25 protein-coding genes and 2 pseudogenes are annotated in these 21,834 nt (G+C 35.0%); 4 read left to right on the forward strand and 23 right to left on the reverse strand.

Annotation, left to right across the window (positions count from 1 at the left end; genetic code table 11):
* The first annotated feature begins 10 nt into the window (after window positions 1–10).
* The 3 genes from NiCM35_RS05510 (at window position 11) to NiCM35_RS05520 (ending at window position 3,342) form a co-directional block, all read left to right on the forward strand.
* Complete coding sequence (locus tag NiCM35_RS05510; RefSeq protein WP_095328958.1) at window positions 11–865, forward strand: MurR/RpiR family transcriptional regulator; 855 nt, start codon at window positions 11–13, stop codon at window positions 863–865.
* Between the two features lie 102 nt (window positions 866–967).
* Window positions 968–2,332, forward strand: a complete 1,365-nt coding sequence (locus NiCM35_RS05515; RefSeq protein WP_433778861.1) for a PTS transporter subunit EIIC — start codon at window positions 968–970, stop codon at window positions 2,330–2,332.
* Window positions 2,329–3,342, forward strand: a complete 1,014-nt coding sequence (locus NiCM35_RS05520; protein WP_095328960.1) for a MupG family TIM beta-alpha barrel fold protein — start codon at window positions 2,329–2,331, stop codon at window positions 3,340–3,342. Before NiCM35_RS05515 ends, NiCM35_RS05520 begins: the two co-directional genes overlap by 4 nt.
* A 213-nt stretch (window positions 3,343–3,555) precedes the next feature.
* On the opposite strand, the gene NiCM35_RS05525 is transcribed toward NiCM35_RS05520, so the two are convergent.
* The 20 genes and pseudogenes from NiCM35_RS05525 to NiCM35_RS05620 form a co-directional block, all read right to left on the reverse strand.
* Window positions 3,556–3,717, reverse strand: a complete 162-nt coding sequence (locus NiCM35_RS05525) for a hypothetical protein (RefSeq protein WP_163186798.1) — start codon at window positions 3,715–3,717, stop codon at window positions 3,556–3,558.
* Between the two features lie 335 nt (window positions 3,718–4,052).
* Window positions 4,053–5,012 carry a LacI family DNA-binding transcriptional regulator gene (locus NiCM35_RS05530; protein WP_123257758.1) on the reverse strand — a complete coding sequence of 320 codons (960 nt, stop codon included), beginning with the start codon at window positions 5,010–5,012 and terminating at the stop codon, window positions 4,053–4,055.
* A 322-nt stretch (window positions 5,013–5,334) separates the two neighbouring features.
* Window positions 5,335–5,691, reverse strand: a complete 357-nt coding sequence (locus tag NiCM35_RS05535) for a hypothetical protein (protein WP_095328962.1) — start codon at window positions 5,689–5,691, stop codon at window positions 5,335–5,337.
* Window positions 5,692–5,764: 73 nt separating this feature from the next.
* The gene (rpsN, locus tag NiCM35_RS05540) at window positions 5,765–6,034 is read right to left on the reverse strand and encodes a 30S ribosomal protein S14 (RefSeq protein WP_095328963.1); all 270 of its coding nucleotides are present in this window, start codon (window positions 6,032–6,034) and stop codon (window positions 5,765–5,767) included.
* A gap of 68 nt (window positions 6,035–6,102) precedes the next feature.
* Window positions 6,103–6,252: a 50S ribosomal protein L33 gene (rpmG, locus tag NiCM35_RS05545; protein ID WP_016203575.1), complete on the reverse strand. Its 150-nt coding sequence runs from the start codon at window positions 6,250–6,252 to the stop codon at window positions 6,103–6,105.
* Window positions 6,253–6,287: 35 nt separating this feature from the next.
* Window positions 6,288–7,469 carry a GTP-binding protein gene (locus NiCM35_RS05550; RefSeq protein WP_303984118.1) on the reverse strand — a complete coding sequence of 394 codons (1,182 nt, stop codon included), beginning with the start codon at window positions 7,467–7,469 and terminating at the stop codon, window positions 6,288–6,290.
* Between the two features lie 215 nt (window positions 7,470–7,684).
* Window positions 7,685–7,921, reverse strand: a complete 237-nt coding sequence (locus tag NiCM35_RS05555; RefSeq protein WP_235973327.1) for a hypothetical protein — start codon at window positions 7,919–7,921, stop codon at window positions 7,685–7,687.
* A 53-nt stretch (window positions 7,922–7,974) separates the two neighbouring features.
* A complete protein-coding gene (locus NiCM35_RS05560; RefSeq protein ID WP_235973328.1) occupies window positions 7,975–8,298 on the reverse strand; it encodes a carbon-nitrogen hydrolase family protein in 324 nt (107 codons plus the stop codon).
* A 467-nt stretch (window positions 8,299–8,765) separates the two neighbouring features.
* On the reverse strand, window positions 8,766–9,140 hold the full coding sequence (locus tag NiCM35_RS05565; protein WP_433778866.1) for an immunity 22 family protein: 375 nt from the start codon (window positions 9,138–9,140) through the stop codon (window positions 8,766–8,768).
* Window positions 9,141–9,417: 277 nt separating this feature from the next.
* A complete protein-coding gene (locus NiCM35_RS05570; protein ID WP_095328978.1) occupies window positions 9,418–9,903 on the reverse strand; it encodes a hypothetical protein in 486 nt (161 codons plus the stop codon).
* A 252-nt stretch (window positions 9,904–10,155) separates the two neighbouring features.
* On the reverse strand, window positions 10,156–10,644 hold the full coding sequence (locus NiCM35_RS05575) for a cytoplasmic protein (protein WP_433778868.1): 489 nt from the start codon (window positions 10,642–10,644) through the stop codon (window positions 10,156–10,158).
* A gap of 558 nt (window positions 10,645–11,202) precedes the next feature.
* Window positions 11,203–11,415: a bacteriocin immunity protein gene (locus NiCM35_RS05580; RefSeq protein WP_371474300.1), complete on the reverse strand. Its 213-nt coding sequence runs from the start codon at window positions 11,413–11,415 to the stop codon at window positions 11,203–11,205.
* 425 nt (window positions 11,416–11,840) lie between these two features.
* Window positions 11,841–12,386, reverse strand: a complete 546-nt coding sequence (locus tag NiCM35_RS05585) for an SUKH-4 family immunity protein (protein ID WP_123257762.1) — start codon at window positions 12,384–12,386, stop codon at window positions 11,841–11,843.
* Window positions 12,387–12,467: 81 nt separating this feature from the next.
* Window positions 12,468–12,651: pseudogene (locus NiCM35_RS05590) on the reverse strand (IS1595-like element ISSpps1 family transposase); the annotation flags it as partial.
* A 319-nt stretch (window positions 12,652–12,970) separates the two neighbouring features.
* Complete coding sequence (locus tag NiCM35_RS05595) at window positions 12,971–13,444, reverse strand: toxin-antitoxin system YwqK family antitoxin (protein ID WP_095328968.1); 474 nt, start codon at window positions 13,442–13,444, stop codon at window positions 12,971–12,973.
* 624 nt (window positions 13,445–14,068) lie between these two features.
* Window positions 14,069–14,611, reverse strand: coding sequence for a T6SS immunity protein Tdi1 domain-containing protein (locus NiCM35_RS05600; protein WP_433778871.1), 543 nt, complete (start codon window positions 14,609–14,611; stop codon window positions 14,069–14,071).
* Window positions 14,612–14,833: 222 nt separating this feature from the next.
* The gene (locus NiCM35_RS05605) at window positions 14,834–15,346 is read right to left on the reverse strand and encodes an Imm6 family immunity protein (protein WP_249878406.1); all 513 of its coding nucleotides are present in this window, start codon (window positions 15,344–15,346) and stop codon (window positions 14,834–14,836) included.
* A gap of 551 nt (window positions 15,347–15,897) precedes the next feature.
* The gene (locus tag NiCM35_RS05610) at window positions 15,898–16,362 is read right to left on the reverse strand and encodes a hypothetical protein (RefSeq protein WP_249879602.1); all 465 of its coding nucleotides are present in this window, start codon (window positions 16,360–16,362) and stop codon (window positions 15,898–15,900) included.
* 521 nt (window positions 16,363–16,883) lie between these two features.
* Window positions 16,884–18,116 (reverse strand): IS110 family RNA-guided transposase, encoded by a 1,233-nt coding sequence (locus NiCM35_RS05615; protein ID WP_433778874.1) that lies wholly within the window; start codon window positions 18,114–18,116, stop codon window positions 16,884–16,886.
* 131 nt (window positions 18,117–18,247) lie between these two features.
* Window positions 18,248–19,023, reverse strand: a pseudogene (locus NiCM35_RS05620) (recombinase family protein).
* 166 nt (window positions 19,024–19,189) lie between these two features.
* Between NiCM35_RS05620 and NiCM35_RS05625 the strand changes: the two are divergent.
* On the forward strand, window positions 19,190–19,390 hold the full coding sequence (locus tag NiCM35_RS05625) for a helix-turn-helix domain-containing protein (RefSeq protein ID WP_026906918.1): 201 nt from the start codon (window positions 19,190–19,192) through the stop codon (window positions 19,388–19,390).
* A 351-nt stretch (window positions 19,391–19,741) separates the two neighbouring features.
* Here NiCM35_RS05625 and NiCM35_RS05630 read toward each other — a convergent pair whose 3' ends face one another.
* The 3 genes from NiCM35_RS05630 to NiCM35_RS05640 form a co-directional block, all read right to left on the reverse strand.
* Window positions 19,742–20,023 (reverse strand): hypothetical protein, encoded by a 282-nt coding sequence (locus NiCM35_RS05630; RefSeq protein ID WP_047940545.1) that lies wholly within the window; start codon window positions 20,021–20,023, stop codon window positions 19,742–19,744.
* Between the two features lie 5 nt (window positions 20,024–20,028).
* Entirely contained in the window at window positions 20,029–20,361 is a 333-nt protein-coding gene (locus tag NiCM35_RS05635) for a hypothetical protein (protein ID WP_249878405.1), read from the reverse strand.
* A 218-nt stretch (window positions 20,362–20,579) separates the two neighbouring features.
* On the reverse strand, window positions 20,580–21,809 hold the full coding sequence (locus NiCM35_RS05640; RefSeq protein WP_123259345.1) for an IS110 family RNA-guided transposase: 1,230 nt from the start codon (window positions 21,807–21,809) through the stop codon (window positions 20,580–20,582).
* Window positions 21,810–21,834: the final 25 nt, after the last annotated feature.

The raw sequence follows: 21,834 nt of genomic DNA on the forward strand, positions 1-21,834 counted from the left end.
GGTTAAGATTGTGGTAGCAGGTGGTTTAAAAATTATTCAAAGCATGTTGGAGCAGCTCCCCGCTTCCGAGCGAAAGATTGCTGCATTTATACTAGAAAATCCAAATATGCTCTTAAACAGTACCGTTCATGAAATCGGCGCGCATGCAGGTACAAGCGGAGCCGCGGTTATTCGACTCTGTAAATCCTTAGGCTTAAATGGCTTTCAAGATTTAAAAGTTAGAATTGCTGGCGATTTAGTGAAGCCCCTTGAACAAGGATATCGCGATATTGAACCAGATGAATCCTTCTACTCTATTGTTCAAAAAACAACTAGTAACAGCATTCAGAGTATCCGTGATTCTGAAGAAATAATTAATTATGAAGAATTGGAGCGCGCTGTCCACACTATATCTGCTGCAAAAAATGTTCATTTTTTTGGGATTGGTGCTTCCAATATTATCGCTAAAGATGCTCAGCAAAAGCTTCTGCGAATTCATAAAAACGCTACTGCCTTTACTGATATACATCTTGTCGCTACATTAATCGGAAATGCAGGCAAGGATGATATTGTCTTTGGAATCTCCCATTCAGGCGAAACTCCCGAAGTAATTAAAGTCATGTCACTTGCCAAGAAACATGGTGTAAAAACAATCAGTCTAACAAAATACGGTCAATCTTCTGTTGCATCATTATCAGATATAAAGCTGTTTACTTCCTATTCAGCTGAAGCTCCCTTTCGAAGTGCAGCCACATCGTCACGTCTAGCTCAGCTATATATCATGGATATTTTGTTTCTCTCAATGGCAACAGTTCAATATGAGGACACTATTACCTCTATTGATAAAACAAGAGAAGCTATTCAATTTATTAAAGAAGGAAAGTAGCATTCGCTTAAATGTGTCTTTCCTATCTAGAAACAACATGGTGCCTGGACACATTTGATAGGAGTGCAAAAATAAATAATAGTGGAGAGAAGGGAATTTAAGATGGCTGGTGAAAACAATAAAATTTTAGCAGAAAAGATTCTCGAACAATTAGGTGGTCCTGAAAATATTGTTAGCTACACACATTGTATGACAAGACTTCGTGTCACACCGAAAAATTCTTCCTTAATCAATAAAGAAGAATTAAAAAAAGTGGATGGAGTATTAGGAGTTGTAGTTGAAGAAACACTGCAAATTATTCTTGGCCCTGGAAAAGTAAATAAAGTTACAGAAGCCTTTAGTAGATTAATCGAAGATGCTGGCGGGATTAATCTAAAAGAAAAGGCAGCAAGCACAAAAGCTGAAATTAACAAAAAAAATGCAACACCTTTTAAATTATTTTTGCGCAAAATTGCTAGTATCTTCATTCCTTTAATTCCTGCTCTCGTAGCGTCTGGATTGATAACAGGAATTACAAAAGCCATTGTCCAGGCCGGTGTGCTGGCAGAAGAATCACAACTTGCCATCATTTTATCTGTGATTGGCAGTGGATTATTCGGATACCTCGGCATATTAGTTGGTACAAATGCAGCAAAAGAATTTGGCGGTTCGCCAGCGCTTGGAGCTATTGCCGGTATTTTGATAATAAACCCCGCTGTTGCTGGGATTCATTTATTTGGCACAGATTTACTGCCTGGTCGAGGCGGACTAATTGGCGTGCTATTCGCAGCAATCTTTATCGCATTAGTTGAAAAACAGGTTCGTAAATATGTTCCAACCTCACTAGATCTTTTTATTACGCCGACTGTCGCTTTATTGCTTACTGGTATCTTGACTTATCTCATATTTATGCCGCTTGGCGGTCTTATTTCTGATGTCATTACAAAAGGATTAACCTCCTTACTGGAAATGGGGGGTGTAGTTGCAGGATTTGTTCTTGGGGCAACCTTCCTTCCCCTTGTTGTCACTGGGTTACACCAAGGGTTAACACCAATACATCTTGAGTTAATTAATACAATTGATAATGATCCTCTTCTGCCAATCCTTGCAATGGGTGGTGCTGCCCAAGTAGGTGCAGCGTTTGCGATTTACTTTAAAACAAAGAAAAAACGATTAAAGAGAGCTATTGCTGGTGGTCTTCCTGCAGGGATTCTTGGGATTGGCGAGCCATTGATATTTGGTGTTACCCTTCCGCTAGGGCGTCCCTTCTTAACGGCATGTTTGGGAGCTGGAATCGGCGGAGCGTTTCAGGCTGCATTCGGAGTTGCTACTGTAGCTATCGGCGTATCTGGTATCCCACTTGCATTCCTTGTTGTTACCGGTCAAGTGTTTCTATATTTAGCAGGGGTATTAATTGCTTATGCTGCTGGATTTGTTTTTACGTATTTATTTGGCTTCAAAGATGAAATGGCTGGTGAGTTTGAATGATTGGCATTTCCTTTTATTTAAAGGATCCTTTAGCGGAAGAACGAATTACCCGCGCTGGAAAATTAGGAGTAAAGCGGGCATTCACCTCCCTCCATATTCCGGAGGAGTCTGGAGAATTAGCGACTAGAGCTAAAGCACTTATGACTCTAGCTGCTGAATCAGGAATAGAGGTTTTTGCCGATGTTTCCTTAAGAACTCCTAGTCATTTAGGATTAAACAGTTTAATGGAGTTAAAGAAGCTAGGGGTTATTGGTCTTCGATTAGATGATGGTTTTGATAATGAAATGATTTTAACCCTTTCCCAAGATTTTAAATTGGCTCTTAATGCTAGTGCTTTCCAAGAGGAGGACTTGTCTGCACTTATAAAAGCTGGTCTGAATGCCAACCAATTGATAGCATGGCATAATTTCTATCCAAGACAAGAAACGGGATTATCCTTTTCTTTTTTTCAATCGCAAAATAAAATCTTCCAGCGCTTCGGAATACCTATTAGTGCATATATTCCAGGTGATGAAGAAAAACGTGGTCCTCTATTTGACGGGCTGCCTACATTGGAAAATCATCGGCACTTAGAGCCATATCATGGTGCATTAGAGTTATTTCTAGCAGGGGTTGAGGATGTTTACATTGGTGATCCTGGAGTAAGTGAAGCACTACTTCATAAATTAATCGATTTTGATCAGCATCATTATGTCTCCATCCGTATCCAGGATTATCAAGAAGGCGAGTTCCAACTTCGTCCTGATCTTTCCCGTGATGTTCTCCGCTTCCTAGGTACGAGAAGTCTAGAGAATATCTACCCAGAGAACACAGAAGCACGTCCAGCCGGCACAATCACAAGAGATAATGACCTCTATGGACGCTATCGCGGAGAAATACAAATCACCCTGTGCGATCTTCCAGCAGATGAGCGAGTCAACGTTATCGGAAAGGTAATTGATGCAGATATACCGCTTCTATCCTTACTAAAACCTAGTCAAAAAATAAAACTTGTTCCTTTTTCCTTCTAATTAGAGCAAAATCGTAAAGAGGCAAGATACAAAATATAAAAACATCCCAAATGCTTGCTTGGGGTGACAGTTTGTCGACAAAAGGGAATCAGAATGTTTTTATTCTGAACCCCTTTTGTAATTTAGGGTCTTTTTCGTTATTTTATTGTATTTTGATTTATTCTTTATGCTCTTCTTAAGCAGTTACCAGACTCATCCAAGTCCAGTTGGCCTTTATGGATTAAGCATCGCTTGCATAGACAATTTTTTAAGTCCCCATAAAGTTGTCCATCGCATACCACGCTTTTCTTTTTGCATAAATTTTTTGATAACTTGTTTAGGTCGAGGGTGATCTAAAGCAAGTTTTCTTTGAATAGAAGAATGTTTGGAAAGCATGACTTCACCTCTAAAATTATCTACCTATATTTTTAAACCAGAACAGTTAAATTTTTAGACTAACTTGATGAAAACATGTTGATTGGAGCGGAAGGGGTGAGACTCCTATGGGAGATGCGAGAAAGTCCGAGACCCTGCAGGAGCGTATGCGACGAAGCGGCTCGGCGCTCGCCCCATGGAAAGCGAACCCCTGTAGCGGAAATCAATACCCTATTAGAAGAGGTCACAAAAAAGACCATAGGCAAAACCTCAAATTTCCAGGCGTTTGTCTACAGTCTGACATCCCAAAATGCTTGTTTGGGATGTTTTTAATTTGCAGCTAAAGAACAACTTGTTTATACAGTGGTTCTTTCAATAAACCGAAAAAACATTTCTTCTTTCGATATTTCTTTGCTAATAGCTTGTTGAAATAAGTTCTTTCCCATCTCTAAAAGCGGAATTTCCATTGTAGATATTTCCATCAGCCTTGCAATGGATTCGTTATGATAACCTATTATCGCAAGCTCTTCTGGAATTTTGATTCCTTGTTTTTGACAATAGATAACAATTCCTGCTGCAACTTGATCACTTGTCACAATTAAAGCAGACGGAGGATTATCCATTTGCAGTAAATGATCCATCACCTTTTTGGCATCTTCAAAGTAATTACAGTGATCGATAATATATTCTTCACAATAAGGAAGTTGATGTTCCAAAAGAAACTCTTGATAGGCATTTGCACGTAATTGGCTGCTTGGACCCGTTTTTCTCCCAATACAGTAGCCGATTTTTTGATGCCCCTTTTTATGTAAAAATGCTAAAGCTTCTTTGAAAATTTTATATTGGTTAACAAATGTCGAAGAAACTTCCTTCCCCTTTGTGTCTTCACATAAAACAATTGTTCCATAGGAAAGATATTCTTGAATTACAGACCATTCGCAAGTTCGCGAACAAATGATGAGGGAGTCAATTTGCTTTTGCTTCAACATTTGTAATGCCTCTAATTCCCTGCTTTCCATATAATCCGTCTGAAACAATACAAGTTTATAATTATTCTCCAGCGCTTGTTTTGCTATCCCTTTTAGCAGCAACGCAAAATAAGGATGGTCAGAAAAAGGAAGGACAACACCAATCATTTGTGTTTTTCCTTTACTTAAATGAACTGCATTAATATTTTGTTCATAATTACTTTCTTTAATTGCCGCTAATACAGCATTTCTCTTTTCTTTGCTTACATATGGATGATTATTAAGGACACGGGAAACAGTTGTTACAGAAACACCAGCCATCTTTGCTAGATCTTTAATGTTTGTCATACTTTTCACCTTTTCAAAACCCAATATCTTTTTTACCTTATATATTAAGAATACAGTTTCTGGTCTTTTCTGTATACCCCAATGAAATAACCTGCAAAAGATGAAATTTATGTTGCATCCATTGATTGTCCAGACGACTTTAAGCAAACATAAGCTAAGCTATAAAATAGAAGCAAAATAAATTTCTGCCCCGCTTATCTTATTTGCTTAAAGTGTAAAGGATGAAACACATACCAGGTTAATGTGAAAAAACAGATAAGCATGGTAGCTATGTATGTTATTCCAACGTATCTATTTAAATAAGAGTGCCATTATGGCAAAATTAAGAGACAAATACAAATGTCCATTTTTTATTTTTTCGCGCTTTTCTATCAGTCTTGGAGTAATTAATCCATCTCATTTGATTAATTCTGGTCATAATCATTAAATCGATTTCCGCTTGTGCCTCACCCATAATCTCTTTAATTGTTGACATACTGAGGGAAAAATAGTTAGACGCCTCTTTAAATGGGGAATGATTAACCATCAGCTCCATAAACTGTTTCTCGCTTACAGCTATCTTCTCTAATTCTTCTTCTTTACTCGTTATGTATCGATAAATCTCCCGTTTTTTTTCTGGCAAGTTAGCAATCGCGCTTCGATAAAAAATTTGCACTAATACAGGATTAACGGAATTCATTTCTTATTCCTCCATTTTTTTGTGTAGATAAAAGTCGTCAAACCAATATGCTGACGACTTTTCTTTCTATTCATTACCAGCTTGATTTTTTCACTCCTGGAATTTGTCCTTTATGGGCATATTCTCTAAAAGCAATACGGGACATTTTAAATTTTCTTAAGTACCCTCTTGGTCTACCAGTCACTTCACATCTATTTTTCAAACGGGTCGGTGAGGAATCTCTTGGTAGCTTTCTAAGTGCTTCCAAGTCTCCTTTTTCTTTTAACTCCATTCGAAGCGCTGCATATTTTTCAACCATGGCTTGGCGTTTTTTTTCTTTTACTACTTTCGACTTTTTTGCCATTTCTACTTCCTCCAATACATTCGAATTATATAAAACGAAATGATTACGATTTAATAACTATAAAAAAATTATTTTGTTTCTCTGTGCAAAGTGCGCTTTTTTAAACGCGGACAATACTTCATCAACTCAATACGGTCTGGATTATTTCGTTTGTTTTTTGTTGTAATATAATTTCTATCTCCTGTTTCTGTACATGCTAAAGTAATTTTCACTCTCATTTTTTCTTCCTCCTAATAAAATTGAATTTTTTTACTCAAAAAAACGCAGGCAGTGGATCAATAAATTTAGTCCAATCCTTTTTCATTTCCATATCAGTCAATAAACAAGCATCTAGCTCGTCTTCCATTTGCTGTTGATTCATGCCAATCCCAATAAACACTAACTCTGTCATGCGATCTCCGTAAAGAGGATCCCAACGTTTTTGTAAATCTGGATCTTCCTCTAAAACTTCTTTCTGCTCGCTTTCCGAATAAGCTGCTATCCACATGCCCGCTTCTTGTATGGTTAAGGACGGTCCAGCTTGGGAAAGTAATCCGGCAATATCATTTCTCGTAGCCAACCAAATAAATCCTTTCGCCCGAACTACTTCAACTGGCCAGTCTTGCAACCACTGCATTAATCTCACAGGGTGAAAAGGTTTATTGCTACGATACACAAAGGAAGAAATTCCATATTCGTCTGTCTCTGGAATATGCTCTTCATTTAATTCTTTTATCCAGCCTGCACCTTGACTAGCAGCGTCAAAATCAAATAACTGAGTATTTAAAACTTGATTTAAAGGAATTCTGGAATATTCACTTTCTATAATTTTGGCTTCTGGGTTAAATTTTTGGATAACTGCTTTCAGTTCCTGTAGTTTGCTTTCCGAAACTAAATCCGTTTTATTTAACAAAATGACATTCGCAAATTCAATTTGATCAATTAACAAATCTGCTATTTCTCTTTCATCCATTTCACCCACTGCTTGCTTTCGGTCTAAAAGACTTTCACCAGATGCATAATCATGCCAAAAACGATGAGCATCTAAGACTGTAACCATCGTATCTAACTGACAAAATCGCGATAAATCAATCCCTACACTCTCATCTACATATGTAAATGTTTGCGCAACCGGAATCGGTTCGCTAATTCCGCTTGATTCAATTACGATATAATCAATATCACCTAATTGCACAAGCTTTTCCACTTCAATTATTAAATCCTCCCTAAGTGTACAGCAGATGCAACCATTTTGCATTTCCACCAATTTTTCATCCGTTCTTGAAAAACCGCCCTGTTTCACCAATGAAGCGTCAATATTTACCTCGCTCATATCATTGACAATCACAGCCACCTTTAGGCTTTCCCTATTGGATAGAATATGATTTAGCAAAGTAGTTTTGCCCGACCCGAGATAACCGCTTAAAACAGTAACAGGGATTTTCTTATTATTCAATACTCTCACTCCCAATAAACAAATCGTCATCATTCCGATTTAAACTTTCCACTTTAGTTATTTCTGATGAAGTAATAACTATTCTATAATAAAACGAAATGATTACGATTTGCAAGTGTTTATTATATACTTTTTTATTATGTAATGAAATTTAGTTACGGAAGGGAACTTGGGATTTATGTTAATTTCCCCTTCTTCTTCCATCTTTATCTTAATTACTCTGCTATCTTTATACTATTAGTCTCTGTATCAAAAATTCTAGTGCGAATATCATCTTTAGAAAGCAATAAATCATTTCCCTCTTGATCAAAACAGTAAGCAATTGGGATAGAAAAACCGCCATTTCTATAGGAACCATCAGCATGACTTGTTCCGACTACGATAGCATTTTCTTTCATTGCTATTTTTCTTGCTTCACATGTCCATTCTTCGTATTGTTTCTCGCTAAACATTCCAACACCTATTGGATTAAAAATGATCTCAACCTTACCATTCTCTAAACCTACTACTCCTTGAAATATCTCTCTGCATAATAATTTTGTTTAGACGGTGTATATAATATTTCATTCTCAGGCGTTTTTGCTCTTTCTAAAATTATTTTCCCCGCGCGATTGGCTATAAATGCTCTATCTTTCTTATTTTTATCTTTATAACCTGTAACTATATATGTATGATGTTTTATCGCTAGATTACATACTTCTTCGATATAATCAGCAGTAAAGTAACCCTCTGGAAATAGAATGACATTGACTTCGGGAAAACGTTCTATTTCTTTTGTCAATTGCTGTAAGCTGTTTTCCATTTTTGGTTGACTAATTAGTATTTTCATTTTCCCTCCTGATATATTTAATTGTTTTCTAGTAAATATTTAAATGTATGTATATTCCTTTCATAATTTAAATCTTCCATTACAACAGCCCCATAATTAGTTACTATTTATTTGAATTATTATCAAAAAAGTTCTTCCTTTGATCGGAAACCTTCACTTAAATTTCATCTACTTAAATACATTCTTTATTTCAATTGGAAAATCCTTTCTTTTCATGAGAAAGTTTTCATTGTTCTATTGCTAATTTCAACCTCAAACAAAATGATTAACTAGCTATGTTTCCGGTTGACCTAGCATGATATAAGTCGTTATATCTTTCAAAAAACCATAGATTATTCCGTGCCTTTATATTTCCTTCTTTTGACTTCTGATATAGTAAGTGTAAAACATAAGGCTACTAAGAAGAGATAAGTAATTTCTGAGTTGACCATTAACTAATTCCATTCTCCATATCTTTAAAATTTATCTTACTCATAATTTGTTGCAGCAATAAAATCAAAATCATCTGTTGAGCTAATTTCATTTTGATATTGAAAATTATATATTAAAATCACAGCATTATATGATTTCTTTAGATTTATACTTTTCTGGATTTTTGGGATGACAATTTCTTCATACGAACACCCTTCTAATAATGCTGCAATATCACTACTACTATTCTTATACACTTCCTTTTCTATCGTATCCTCATCTGTTTCATCCACATCAATCTTAAAATCGATAAAGAATTGGGATGGGACAGACTCGCCATCCTCATCATAACTTAAATCAACATACTCTCCTATTGAGTCCTCATCGTTTATATTCCCTAACCAAACTGAAACGCACCCTTGTTTTTCCATAATAGTAGCCTCCTATTTTAGTCTTAAAGCATGAGGCAGAGACATAACTCCACCCTCTAATCTATTACTGCTAACAATTATCATGTGCTTTAACGGGGCTTCCTCCTACATAAACACGTTTGGATTGACATCTGATATAGTTGTTCTTAAATCTTTAATCTCTTCAGTACTAAATATATCCACACTTAAATTGAGGAACCTTTGAAACTAAGTTCTACTCATGTAAATCTCTTGATTTTCTAAGTTGACGTGCATTTTTCTTTCTGATTTTTTATTTTTAATCCAATGTATAAGCAATAATTTTTCCTTCTGGATAAGCACCATTCCAACCGCAAGGAAAGGCACCAAGTTGATATATCTCAAACAAATCTTCAAAAAAAGTGTTATTCTTTCCGTTTACCGCTCGATTAATGGCACAATTAGTAAGGTCTGCTACAACATCATTATAAAACATACTATATTTACATGAGCTTTTGCTCACATTACCAGCAATAACTTCTAATAATTCTTCCAATCCTTTAGGCTTTTCCTTTTCTGACATTGCGTAATAAGTCTCCCAAACTTCACTCATTTCCAATTCTCTGATATCTTTCCAATTATACTCATCCTCACCAAAAATCTCATCATACGCTAAATATTCTGCTTTTTTTATATCATTAATAATAACAATTTTATTGGTAATATTATTAGTAAGTTCGCTCTGGAAATTTTTTGAGAACCGAATTACCTCTTCAACTAAATTATTAAATACACCATCGTTCATTACTTTTATACCACCTTTCTCAAAGTCAACTCTTACCCCTTCCACCTGCATGTACCATGTTATCTCACCTAATTATCGTCTTATTTTCACAAACCACTTAAAATATAATGCCTTGATGGTACTAGGATCCTAAGCTCTCCGTTCTCAAACAAATTATTTTCATTTTGTTTCACTAAATATCAGTTTAATTTATTATAAATAAAAAAAACTTGAAAAGGCACTTTGCCAATCAAGATTTGTAATTTTTTTATTTTAAGGCACATACACAATAATTTCACCAATCGGGTATGTCCCCTTCCACCCACACGGCCACCCTCCTTGCTTATAAATCTCAAAGATTTTTTCATAAAAATTGTCTGTTTTCCCATTAACTAATCGATTTAATGCACACATCATGAGGTCACCCTCAACTTCCTCATTAATATCAATATAATCAAAAGGAAGAAAGTCGTTCGAGTAATTGTTATAGTCATTAAAAAAATCATATAAATCATCTTGTTCAGTTACTAAATCCAAATCATATACCTGTTGAACAATACTTCCTGCTTCCTGTGATTTAACATTTTCCCATACAGTATCAACTTCACTTGAGTCCTGAGACCAAGCAAGGTTTTGTGCTTCCTTGAAATTATTTATTACCTCTAAATTATTTACATGAAAGTTATTCATATTAAACATCTTATTATGACGTATAAAATCCATTACTTCTTCTACTAATTGAGTGTTTTCACCCAATTTCATTTAGATAACCACCTTTCCCTTAATTCTTCTATTTTTCTTACAATATTGTTATAAACGTTTTGAAAGCCTCTATATTTAGATAGGCTACTAACATCGCCAAAAAGTATAGGTAAAAATACACCATTTGCAGAGTCATTCATTTCCATTTTTAATAACTGGATGTTTATTTTATGGAGTAGGAATTTTTATATCTTGCTTGATAACCTAGCCAACTTATAGAGCCGGGTAACCCCATTAACTCTAGTGAATTTTTCCTAGGAACGCGTAAGGGAGGATTTCCAGAAGCCCATGGAATAGGTCTATTTTGCTTATCTATAACTTTAGGAATATTTAAAAATAATGGCCGATGTCATATCGCTTTCGATTACCTTGTTTCGTCTTCTTCATCGTTTCAAATGCAATGCTATATCCACCTCTTGCTTGGCCTTGTGTAGATACTAGAATATTTCTGATAACTTCATAACATGTTATGCCATTTAGGAATACTGTAACGCTTAGCCTCTATATTAATCAAATCATTGTATGGGGCTTTTGCGATGCAATCACCCCCTTTACCGATTAGTTCTCTTCTTTATGTGCAAAGGCAATCTCTACTACTTCCTCTGGAGATAAATCCTCATCATTCCAAAAAATTAAGTCACTCGGAGCAGGATGAGGAACATTTTCTTCCAAAATTTCTATATATTCACTTACCTTTTCATCTGACTGCTTAGGATTACATATTTTTTTTACTAGTTCAACTAACTCATCTTTAGATAACTTTTCACTCATTTTTCTACCATTCCTAAATTACTGCCCTTTCTTTCCAAATTGATAAACAGGTTTTCAAATATTTTAGTGTATTTTTGATGAAGTTATCATTAAATTATCAAGTTTGAACACTTCTCTACCCTTGTCTATATGCTTTTATGTAAGTATATATGATTTATGTTTACCACCATGTTCTACAATAGAAGTACTTCCCTCTAACATCCTTGAAATATTTTGGTTTTTAAACTCCTTTGTAAGGTTATCATTTCCTATATTATCCCATTTCTCTTTCTCTAAAATTATCAAAGAATTAAATTGCTTACCTAACAGTTTATCTCCTTGGCATTACACTAATTGACTCTTTTTATATAAGTTTGGTGTGGGTTTGAAGACTTCTGTCTAATTTAAAGCTCTTATATTTTAAGGATCTTCCCATACGCGAGAGGTTATACAAATAGATTTTCAAACTCAGTAGACCAAAAGAATCCTGCTTCCATACACTTACTATCAATTTTCTCTAGTTCCCCTTTTAGCCACTCCATTACTACTTTAGGTATATCGTTATCAATATAGGCATCCTCTCCGTTAATCTCTATTGCTTTATCAATCATGGATACATAAGCTAATATACATTCTGCAAACTGATTCAGAGATGAATTAACAAATATCACTTTATAATTATCCCCATTAGTAAGTGACACTATGTTTTCATCCTTCTCCGTTATACAGATTGGATTCCCCGAACCAGTTGACCCTAAAAACCAATATTTTTGAAACTCTTCTGGCATATCAAATACATCGGTAATAGGTCTAAATTGGGACGTAGTAAATTCCAAATACGGCGGTGGAGTCTCCGGTAGACCTCCTATAGACAAAAACCTCTTAACTTCATCCGAAAAATATGTATTCATTAAATCTGCTTCTTTAAATTTGTTCAGTGGGCCATTCTTAATATAATCCCATTTATTAATAAATTCTTCTGGTGTCATCACTATTCTTCTCTCACCTTCTTGAATCTTTTATAAAGGTATCCAGCCTTCTTGCAGTTTCATCATCTATTCCAGTCTCTAATCCATTTCCACATTATGGATACCGACAGTAGAAGAACCACCACGTTTTCTAGGTTTGTGATTTTCAATATCCTTTTGACCTTTTTGACTTTCCCAGAAATAGGTTTCATCCTTTTCTACTATTCCTTTAAATAAATCTATACTTTTCTTTAGCGCGTGCAGAAAACACTTTATGTCCCCAATAAAAAGTATAATCAGTATATTCTTGTAAATAGAGACGATAATTCTTTTCATTTACAACTGAAATGTTATTTCTTAGAGAAAGAGCAAAGTCCATATCAAAACTAAATCCATTTCTTTCATATAATTTTTTATATTTTACTATATCTAGTATCCAAACATCTCTTTCTGTTAGATACCATGAGAATTGAGAAGAAGTTTTTACCCCGACTATTATATTTTGGGCATACTCCGGTTTTAATAACAACGAAAACACCACTTTTTCATTCTATTTTTGCATAATGTTTATATTCTAAATTGAAACAAATCTATTATTCAATGATTTCTTACCTACCTATGTTACGATTTATTTCTCTTCTTGTTAATAAAATAGCATATTGCGCATTTTCTTTATCTTGTTCTAATTCCTTTTCCATTATAAGTTTTCCATTGGCGTCCCATTCTTTATAGTTCAATTCAATCGATAACTCGACTTCACTTGTCGATTTAACATTTCCATTTTCATGCCAACAAATACTTTTTCCATTAACTAGTCCATATTTAAAGTACTCTTCACATTTTATTTTTCCACTTTCATAAAATTCGCGATTTAAACCATGAGCTAATCCATCTTTATAGAAACAAAAATAAATTAGATTCCCATTTTCGTACAGTTCGAATGCTAATCCGGTAAATGGCTTTCCACCTTCATCTTCAGGGTTATCAAGAATCTCGTCACTATATGAAGTAAACCATAAATCATCAAAGTTTACACCGTTTTTCAAGACAAAATCCTTTGTATATTTACTATCATTTTCCATAATTAAGCACCTCTAGTATATATTAAGATCAGGCTATGATGTATGCATAGTGTGGATATCTTATCTTTTGCTTTTTGTACCCTTTTGGCATGAAATTATTGAGCTTCCTTGCAAGGATTAATATACCACAAATTCTTCCAGCTTCGCATCAGACATCGCCAATAATGCCTCATTAAAAGTAGAAACTTCAGTTTGAGGTCCATCACCCAGATTTGTTCTTAATCTAATTAATCATGTTCCTCCTATTTAATAAAAATGCTGCCAACTGTTAGTCTACTGAGGTTGTACTGTTACAAAAGGGAGCGACTTACGTTGAAACAAGTATATACCCAACAACGTTCAACCTCTTCACCCTACCGCTGCAGAAATTGTACATTATGTGACCTTTTTAGGTTATCCATTGTTTAGCGCACATGCATTATTATTCATTTTAGTTTAAATGCTTTACACTAATCAAAAGGAGCCCGTATCTTTAGTTAGTATTACAACCGTACTCCATAATGGTATTGCCATCATGGGGTCTCTATTTCAAGCAGTATTATTCATTTGCTTAACTAAGCATATTACATACAAATAAGCACTTGATACCTTAAATGCGATCAAGTGCTTATCTTGAGATTGGTTCTATTCAATCGGTCCCATAAATTCTGTAATAATAAGAATATGTTCTCTTATTTTTACCTTTTTTAGATTTTCTACTTTTTCAGATCCACCTAGACCTAGTAAAGGAGTGTATCCAAAACATTCTTCATAATCAGGTCTACCATACTTACTATAAGCTTTAGGGTATGGTTCCCACATTAATTCATCATTTATAAAGTCATTATCCTTTAAATCATCAAAAAAGAAGTTAAAGCCAGATGAAACAATGTGTACGAGTCCTTTCCTAAAGTTCAACAAATTAACATATTTATCTTTTTCCCACACGATAATATCACCCATCGAGGTCGTAAAAATTGGAATTGCTTGCTCGTACCTTCTATAACATCTTTCTAAAATATCCAAATACTCATCTGGATTAATTAATTTTAAAAAACCGTTTAATAATGTTCCAAAACCATATTTATACCATACTTCTATCAGTTCTCCCGGAAGTTTATCTTTATATTTTAAGATAATCCTTTCATCAACAGTATGATGTTTTAAAAAATTCTCAAAGGAATCCAATTAAAATGCTCCCTTAATTTAATGTGTCAACTTTACATTCAAATAAGTATTCTTTGGTGACTTCTTGACATATTATTTCCCACTATTTTTTATATTGTTACGCCATAGGATGTTCTCTTACTTGATTCCATCGATTCAAGAACGATTACTAGATCGTGTATAATCGCATCGACCGTTTCTGTAGCACTTTTCAAGAAAGTTCATATAATAATAGAGTCATAGTTAATTGTATAGTTGTAATTTCTTTAAAATTTCTGTCCGCCAATCATTCGCAATATTCCCATTCTTATAATTATCCAATAAAAAAATTATTCTTTGAATATAACTATCTGCATTCTCTACACATTTTCCAAAACGATCCATAAAATGGTCTACTAATGTATCATCAACTAAAGCAATTGGTTCTGGATAATATTTGACACCTTCTCTTTCAAATGCTTTTCTACTAGTATAAGCAACTGCATCAATAACACAGTTCCAAGCTATGAAGTCTGTTTCATTATCTGACATCTCTTGAATTATTGTTATACCATTTTCCTCATTATCTAACAATTCATAAAGAATAACCCCTATATTTTCTTTCCCTTTTAGCCATTCCCAACATTTATATATAACTTCTTGGGCTAACATTTGATCTTCTTTGCGAGAAAATACCGACAAAACTTTTTCTGAGAGTCCAAGGAAAAATATTACTTTACCATCTTCTGTTAAACTACTAAAGTTAGCATTTTCCATAATTAACCTCCCACTAATCATTATTCTCCATTTTTAATCATTAAATTAAGCCTACTAGTTATTTTTATGTTTTCACCCATTTCTGATGTTACTTCGATTTTATCTTAGCGTATTTTAACCTCTCATTACATAAATGTTAATTTTCGTAACGCTTTTTAAATGAATAGCAAGTACTATACGACCGCTTCTAGTAATAATACAACTTATAATTAATAAGCTAAGCTAAATTAATAACAGAACACACTTTCACGTTACCCTATTGTTTATTGCCACGAGCTTTGTCATTGTCTTTAGTTTGCGTGTTTTGCAGTATCAGAAGTCCCCCACACTATGTAAATGTCAAATCATCCAATTTTCGTATTTTTTTATCAATCCTATATAAAATAAAACTCCATGATGTGCAGTACCTTCATGGAGTCTCTATTTTTCAAACATATCATTGCTCTTTTTGTCCAACTCTAATGTCTTAATTGTATTTTAATTCACTTGCTTTATGTACACGTAAACCCCTTTCGTATAACTAATTTAGGTATTAGAGTACTCTAAACACGTTATCTTTCCTCTTTACACAAATAATTGTAATGACCAAATTCAGGAAATACATCCCAGTTTCTTTCAAGGATATCGCTAGTTTCGCGCTCCTCGACTGAACCGGTCTTTAAATCTCTCTTTTCCATTGCTATAAAGCCATCTTCTCGGAAGCCCAAAATCAAGGTGCTTACTTCCATGTCAGTTTCATCATCATATTCCCAATACACGGCTGTTCTTAAAAAAATCTTACCATCACTCATAACTTCAAAATCATAATTTAAATATTTACGAATCAGGTCATCATAAAACCCCAACGAAACCCATTCATTTGTAACATTTACAATATACTTAGGTTTCTCATCCTCTAATAATACCGCCGTATATGGTTCTTGTTTTTGATGGTATGTGTATGCAGTACGGACATCAAGTATGTTCCAAGGCTTCTTTTTGATGTCCGACCATTCGTCACAATAATAAATTTTCATAGTCAATTATACACCTTCCCCTTAATATCCCTAATAATAATCCTGCTTTTTGTTGCCTCATCAAGAATTGTTTGCTGAATTAGTTTATTTTGTACAGGTATTTCTAATATTAATTCACTTTAAGTCGCCCTTCTTTGAAAGCGTTAGAATTAAAAGTCCCATTTGTTATTTTAGAACCCCAAGAATGTTTTTTTGTGATTTCATTTAAGTAACTCTTAGCTGTTTTTTCCTTGCACTTCACTAAGTTGAGTAAATTTTCTCGATACTATTTCCTTGTTGGGTACATTTGAGTCAACTACTTACTTTTTGCCCCCTACTTCTTTTGCTTCCAACTCTACCTCATCATTATAAGGGAAACGAGGACGATTTTCCTTATTAAAATTATTCCCTGCTTCCCAACGCTCTTTAAGCAAATCTAGTACAGATTTCTTTTTAGGAGTAACATCACCCGTACCCTTAGTTCTATCTTAAATTATACATGAGATAAGGTGACAGTTGAATAACACCGCCACCTTTATCCATCAACTAGCTTTCTTCTCTACTTGTTCAGGCATGATATATGCTGTCTTATTCTTCATCATGCCATAAATGATGTTCACAAGCCTTCTCATGATACATATAAGGGCTTGTTTATTTGTTTTGCCTTGTGATAACTTCTTCTGATAATACCCGTAAAACACAGGATTACGGGGTGTCTTACTCCCCTTACTTACTTGAACTTGTTGGACAGCAAGGTTGTAAAAGATATGATGAAGATTTCTGTTGCCTTGTTGGCTTTTCTGATACGTTTCCTTACCGCCCGAACCGAATAGTACAGGGGCTATTCCTGCATAACGTGCTAGTTTATTAGAATGAGAGAAACGGTGAATGTCTCCTATTTCAGAAATTAAAGCGGAAGCGGTGACTGTATCAATCCCTGTCATCGTTGCAAGTTGCATCCCTAGAGATTTCACTAGCCCATTAAGTTCCTTCTCCACCCTCTTGATTTCCTCTTGCTTAAATCGGATGTCACGAACAAGACTTTGAATAATAAAGTCTCTTTGCGATTGATAGTCACGTTTCGTCTCACCATCAAATTTTACAAGGGAAAGAATAGTCTTTGATTTTTTAGTAGATAAACTGTTGTTACTAGCATTAAGTAAGAACAATCGAAGTTCATCCATTGTTACCCCCTCCAGATGGTGGGGTGAAGGATACTTTTCCCAAAAAGCTAAAGCTGTTTTTCCCTCCACCTGTGAAAAGAATTGACGATAGCTTGGATAGTGGTGGGAAAGCTGTAAATGTAATTGATTTTTCAGCGAACCCAATTGTTTCACAAGGGTATCTCTCCGACCAACTAATGTAGAGATTGTCCAATAAATATCCGATGGGGCTGCATCAGGAAGTTGTGTAATTTTTCTTGCTAGAATTTCTGCAATACACTCGGCATCCCAGCTATCACTCTTTTTTGTCATGGCATGACTTTTTCTTTCTGCATAAGACAAAGAAGGGTTAACTGATTTTACAATATATCCTCTTTCTAACAAATAAACTGCTAGAGAACGACCATAGCCATTGACATCCTCTAATCCATATACAGGAGTGATACCTTTTTCTGCTTGTTCTTCTACAAAACGTATAAAGTCAGGGAATAAGGAAGGTTTGTTCAAAAATGTGATTTCATTTAGCTTCTCCCCCCAACAATTCACAATCACCGCTGTATGTTGGAATTTATGCAAATCGACACCTACATAAATAAATTCATCTCTTTTCAAAAGACCTCACTCCTATCTTGGATTATGTACGTGAGAAAGAAAAAGAGAATGTCGGCAACCTTAGTTCGAGCGTTAGTCTCTTAGAGACTCGCAAGGGTACAAAAGCCAATCCATCCTCTATTTCTTATCTCTTATAAAATCGCTTGATGTTTTCCATTAGCGATAATGTCACCATATTGATACTTACCTGAATAGAAATTCCTTCTATCCAATATTCGCTTTACTTGGACTTTCGTAAACAACTTTCCTTGTTTCGTTCGATGTCCTTCTTCATTCAATCGTTCTGCCAGTTGTGTTAATGTCCATAAAGGATACTGTTCCTTTAGGTCAAACACTCTTTGAACGGTTTTCGCTTGTCTATCATCTATGACAAGGATTTTCTTACCTTTTTCCACTTTGTAGCCTAATGCGACATTTCCACCTGAATAGCCACCCTGTTGGGCTTTCTTATTCCGCCCTCTCCCTAGCTTTAAAGAGATTTCTAATCGTTGATATTGGTCTAATAACTCTATTAAACCATTGATTAAAAAATCGCTAGGGTCTTTCTTATGGATACTGTATTGCGGTTGTTCAATGCTCCGAATGTCTACTCCATACTTTTTCAATTCCCGATGAACTAACACTTTCACAATGTCTGACCGCCATAAACGGCTTGTATTCAGTGTGACAACATAATCCACCTTTTGATGGGTAAGATACTCCAACATCTCCTGAAAGCCTAATCTGTCCACTTCTAACGCTTCTTCGCTACTTTAGCCCCACTGATACCTTCGTCCCTAAACAAGCGTAAAAGCGTGTATCCATGAGTCTGACAGTAAGTCTTGATTTCATCTTCTTGGTAAGCAAGACTGTATCCATCTCTTGCTTGTCCTTGTGTAGATACTCGAATATATCCGATAACTTTCATGGTAGTTTACCCCTCCGTTACGCTAATCTCAATTAACGTAACGCTTAGCCGCTATAATTAATATAAATTCATTGTATGCGGCTTTAGCGATACAATCAACCCCTTTACCGATATAAGTTTGTAATGTATCGTAAAAGGTAACATGAATAAGAGGAAGGGAAGTACCATGCCTATTACAATCAAGCTAAAGGAAATCCTTAAAGAACGAGACCTTTCACAGCGTGAATTGGCACGAATGACAGGTTTGCGACCAAATACAATCAGCCATCTTTGTTCAGACAATGTGGACAGAGTGTATCTATCAACATTAGAAACGGTTTGCAAAGTGTTAGACATCGACATTCAGGAGTTAATCGAGGTGGAGTAGTCCTCTCGTTAAAGTAATCGTTCTTTTGTACGTAAAAGTTGCGAAAAAATTTAAAAGGCAGGGAGAAAACAAAGGTTTGGCTTTGAAGAATAGAAATGGTAGTATCTGATGATATTATGATTATTTGCTTAACAAAATAAAGAGTAGATATGGCATAGGTTATAAAGGTGTTACATACTAAAGAATTTGTTAAAACATCATATAGAGCTTAAAAGCATTATCTCTATTCTGTAAATAATTAGTAGTTCACTCGGCACTAGGTAGCCCACCAAAAAAGAAAACCTAAAAGGCGTATTGCCACTCAAGGTTTTTTATAATCTATAAATATAATCAATGCTATCTATCTATAAATCATCTCCACCTCCAGTTAATTTCCCTATCAGGATAAACTGCAGGTATGTATATACCCTTTCTCCTATTTTCATCATCAATAATATACCAATTGCTATCATCTAACCATTCTTCGTTATAATTGGTTTCTTCAAAATCATTTTCCTCATCAACAATCGCTGCAAAAAAATCATTGAATTTGTCTATATTTTTTGAAGGAGTAATCTCAGCATTAATCCACATACCATCAACATTAATATTGCGTATATCTCCTAAAAACTCGTTTAGAAAGTATAGTTTCAAAATTCTCACTCCTTAGGCGAAACCTTAATATATTGGCTAGGAACTTCCCCTTTAATCAAATACTCATTATCCCTTTTAGTCCAGTTAATTGCTCTATTCTTCCAAAAATCAGAAGAAATAACATCTCTTTCAATTAACTTTTGAATTTGTTTTGGAGAAAGTATAACAACATCTTTTACCTTTCCAGACTGTATATCTTTCCTTAAGGCTGATATATCTAGTTCAATTGCATTTTCTCCATAATTTCCAATCACATTTTTGTTATTTGTAAAACTAGTATAAGGGCTATTAGATTTAGCTCCTTTTCTATAACCCCCAAGTATATCTGTAACAGTCACTTGTCGCCCTTTATATAAACCATCCTTACTGGCTGGAACTAAATCACCTGAACTCGATATATGAGGTTTACCAATTCCATTTGGTCTAGTTCGAGAGTGAAGTAAACTATCACCCCTATATAAATTACTTTTGTTGGTTACAGAAGCATTATCTATACCCTATATTGTAATCTTAAAAGCTAAAAATAAAAAAGTCAGCCATTTACCATCCTATTAAACTACTTCTTTTCTTGCTCTATCGGCAATTCGTAGGCTGTTTTATGTTTCATCATGCCATAAACAATGTTCACAAGCCTTCTCATAATGCAAACCAATGCTTGTCCCTTTGTTTTGCCTTCTTTAAGCTTTCGTTGGTAGTAAGCATGAAACACAGGGTTCCTTGGTAGTTTGCTTCCTTTTGCTACTTGCACTTGCTGGACTGCGAGGTTGTAAAATAAAGCGTGTAGCGCCCGATTTCCCTGTTTGCTTTTTTGTTCCTTGCCTTTCCCACCAGACCCAAAGTAAACAGGCGCAATCCCCGCAAATCGTGCTAATTTGTTGGCATTAGGAAAACGTCTTACATCACCTATATCTGCAATTAATGCTGAAGCTGTTACGAGGTCAATGCCTGGCATGGAGTCTAGTTGAAAATCTAGTAAACTCATTAACTGTTTTAATTCGCCTTCCACATAACTCATTTCCTGCTTTTTAAATGAGATGTCACGTACAATGCTTCTCACTAGAAAATCTCGTGTTTCTTGGTGTTCTTTCGTTGTGTGTCCATCTTCTTTCAATAGCTTCCATACTTCATTCGCTTTTTTCACCGAACAAGTATTATGGCTCACTTCTAATAAGAAGGTGGTCAATTGTTTTATACTCACACCTTCTATACAAGACGGTGATGGGTATCGTTCCCAAAATGCTAAAGCTGTTTTACCATCCACTTGGGAGAAAAACTTCTTATAGCTAGGGTAATGGTGACTCAATTGAATATGCAGTTGGTTCTTTAAAGCACCTTGTACTTTCACCAAAGCATTTCTTCTTGTAACCAATTGTTGTATCGACCAATATAAATCATGCGGTTTCGCGTCAGGCAAATCGTTCAGTTTATTCAACAAAATGAGTGCCACACATTCCGCATCCCAGCTATCACTTTTTTGTACGGTCACATGGCTTTTTCGTTCAGCGTAGGAAAGTGCTGGGTTTACTTCTTTTACAACTTGTCCATGGTCCGTTAAAAACTGTGCTAACGATCGTCCATAGCCTCCAACATCTTCTAAGCCAAATACAGGCGTTAATCCATCATCTATAAGTTTATCAATGTCCAATAAAAAAGTTGAGAAGGCAGACGGTTTATTTTCAACCTTTATTTCATCAAGCTTCTCCTGCCAACAATTAATAATCACTGCCACATGGTGTTGTTTATGCAAGTCTACTCCGACATACAAGTGTTTCTGTTTTTCGTGCATTTTCCCATCTCCTATTCAATTAAAT

This window comes from Niallia sp. M35 (genome assembly GCF_050971705.1).
GTDB lineage: Bacteria > Bacillota > Bacilli > Bacillales > Cytobacillaceae > Niallia > Niallia circulans_A.

Excerpts from the sequence above, each read along its gene's own strand:
- NiCM35_RS05610 (WP_249879602.1), bottom strand. The coding sequence starts at position 16,362 with ATGAAAATTTATTATTGTGACGAATGGTCGGACATCAAAAAGAAGCCT.
- NiCM35_RS05605 (WP_249878406.1), bottom strand. The coding sequence starts at position 15,346 with ATGGAAAATGCTAACTTTAGTAGTTTAACAGAAGATGGTAAAGTAATA.
- rpsN (WP_095328963.1), bottom strand. The coding sequence starts at position 6,034 with ATGGCAAAAAAGTCGAAAGTAGTAAAAGAAAAAAAACGCCAAGCCATG.
- rpmG (WP_016203575.1), bottom strand. The coding sequence starts at position 6,252 with ATGAGAGTGAAAATTACTTTAGCATGTACAGAAACAGGAGATAGAAAT.
- NiCM35_RS05625 (WP_026906918.1), top strand. The coding sequence starts at position 19,190 with ATGCCTATTACAATCAAGCTAAAGGAAATCCTTAAAGAACGAGACCTT.
- NiCM35_RS05640 (WP_123259345.1), bottom strand. The coding sequence starts at position 21,809 with ATGCACGAAAAACAGAAACACTTGTATGTCGGAGTAGACTTGCATAAA.
- NiCM35_RS05535 (WP_095328962.1), bottom strand. The coding sequence starts at position 5,691 with ATGAATTCCGTTAATCCTGTATTAGTGCAAATTTTTTATCGAAGCGCG.
- NiCM35_RS05520 (WP_095328960.1), top strand. The coding sequence starts at position 2,329 with ATGATTGGCATTTCCTTTTATTTAAAGGATCCTTTAGCGGAAGAACGA.
- NiCM35_RS05565 (WP_433778866.1), bottom strand. The coding sequence starts at position 9,140 with ATGGAAAAACAAGGGTGCGTTTCAGTTTGGTTAGGGAATATAAACGAT.
- NiCM35_RS05555 (WP_235973327.1), bottom strand. The coding sequence starts at position 7,921 with ATGTTTAGCGAGAAACAATACGAAGAATGGACATGTGAAGCAAGAAAA.
- NiCM35_RS05530 (WP_123257758.1), bottom strand. The coding sequence starts at position 5,012 with ATGACAAACATTAAAGATCTAGCAAAGATGGCTGGTGTTTCTGTAACA.
- NiCM35_RS05525 (WP_163186798.1), bottom strand. The coding sequence starts at position 3,717 with ATGCTTTCCAAACATTCTTCTATTCAAAGAAAACTTGCTTTAGATCAC.
- NiCM35_RS05595 (WP_095328968.1), bottom strand. The coding sequence starts at position 13,444 with ATGGAAAATGATAGTAAATATACAAAGGATTTTGTCTTGAAAAACGGT.
- NiCM35_RS05575 (WP_433778868.1), bottom strand. The coding sequence starts at position 10,644 with ATGAAATTGGGTGAAAACACTCAATTAGTAGAAGAAGTAATGGATTTT.
- NiCM35_RS05560 (WP_235973328.1), bottom strand. The coding sequence starts at position 8,298 with ATGAAAATACTAATTAGTCAACCAAAAATGGAAAACAGCTTACAGCAA.
- NiCM35_RS05580 (WP_371474300.1), bottom strand. The coding sequence starts at position 11,415 with ATGAGTGAAAAGTTATCTAAAGATGAGTTAGTTGAACTAGTAAAAAAA.
- NiCM35_RS05515 (WP_433778861.1), top strand. The coding sequence starts at position 968 with ATGGCTGGTGAAAACAATAAAATTTTAGCAGAAAAGATTCTCGAACAA.
- NiCM35_RS05570 (WP_095328978.1), bottom strand. The coding sequence starts at position 9,903 with ATGAACGATGGTGTATTTAATAATTTAGTTGAAGAGGTAATTCGGTTC.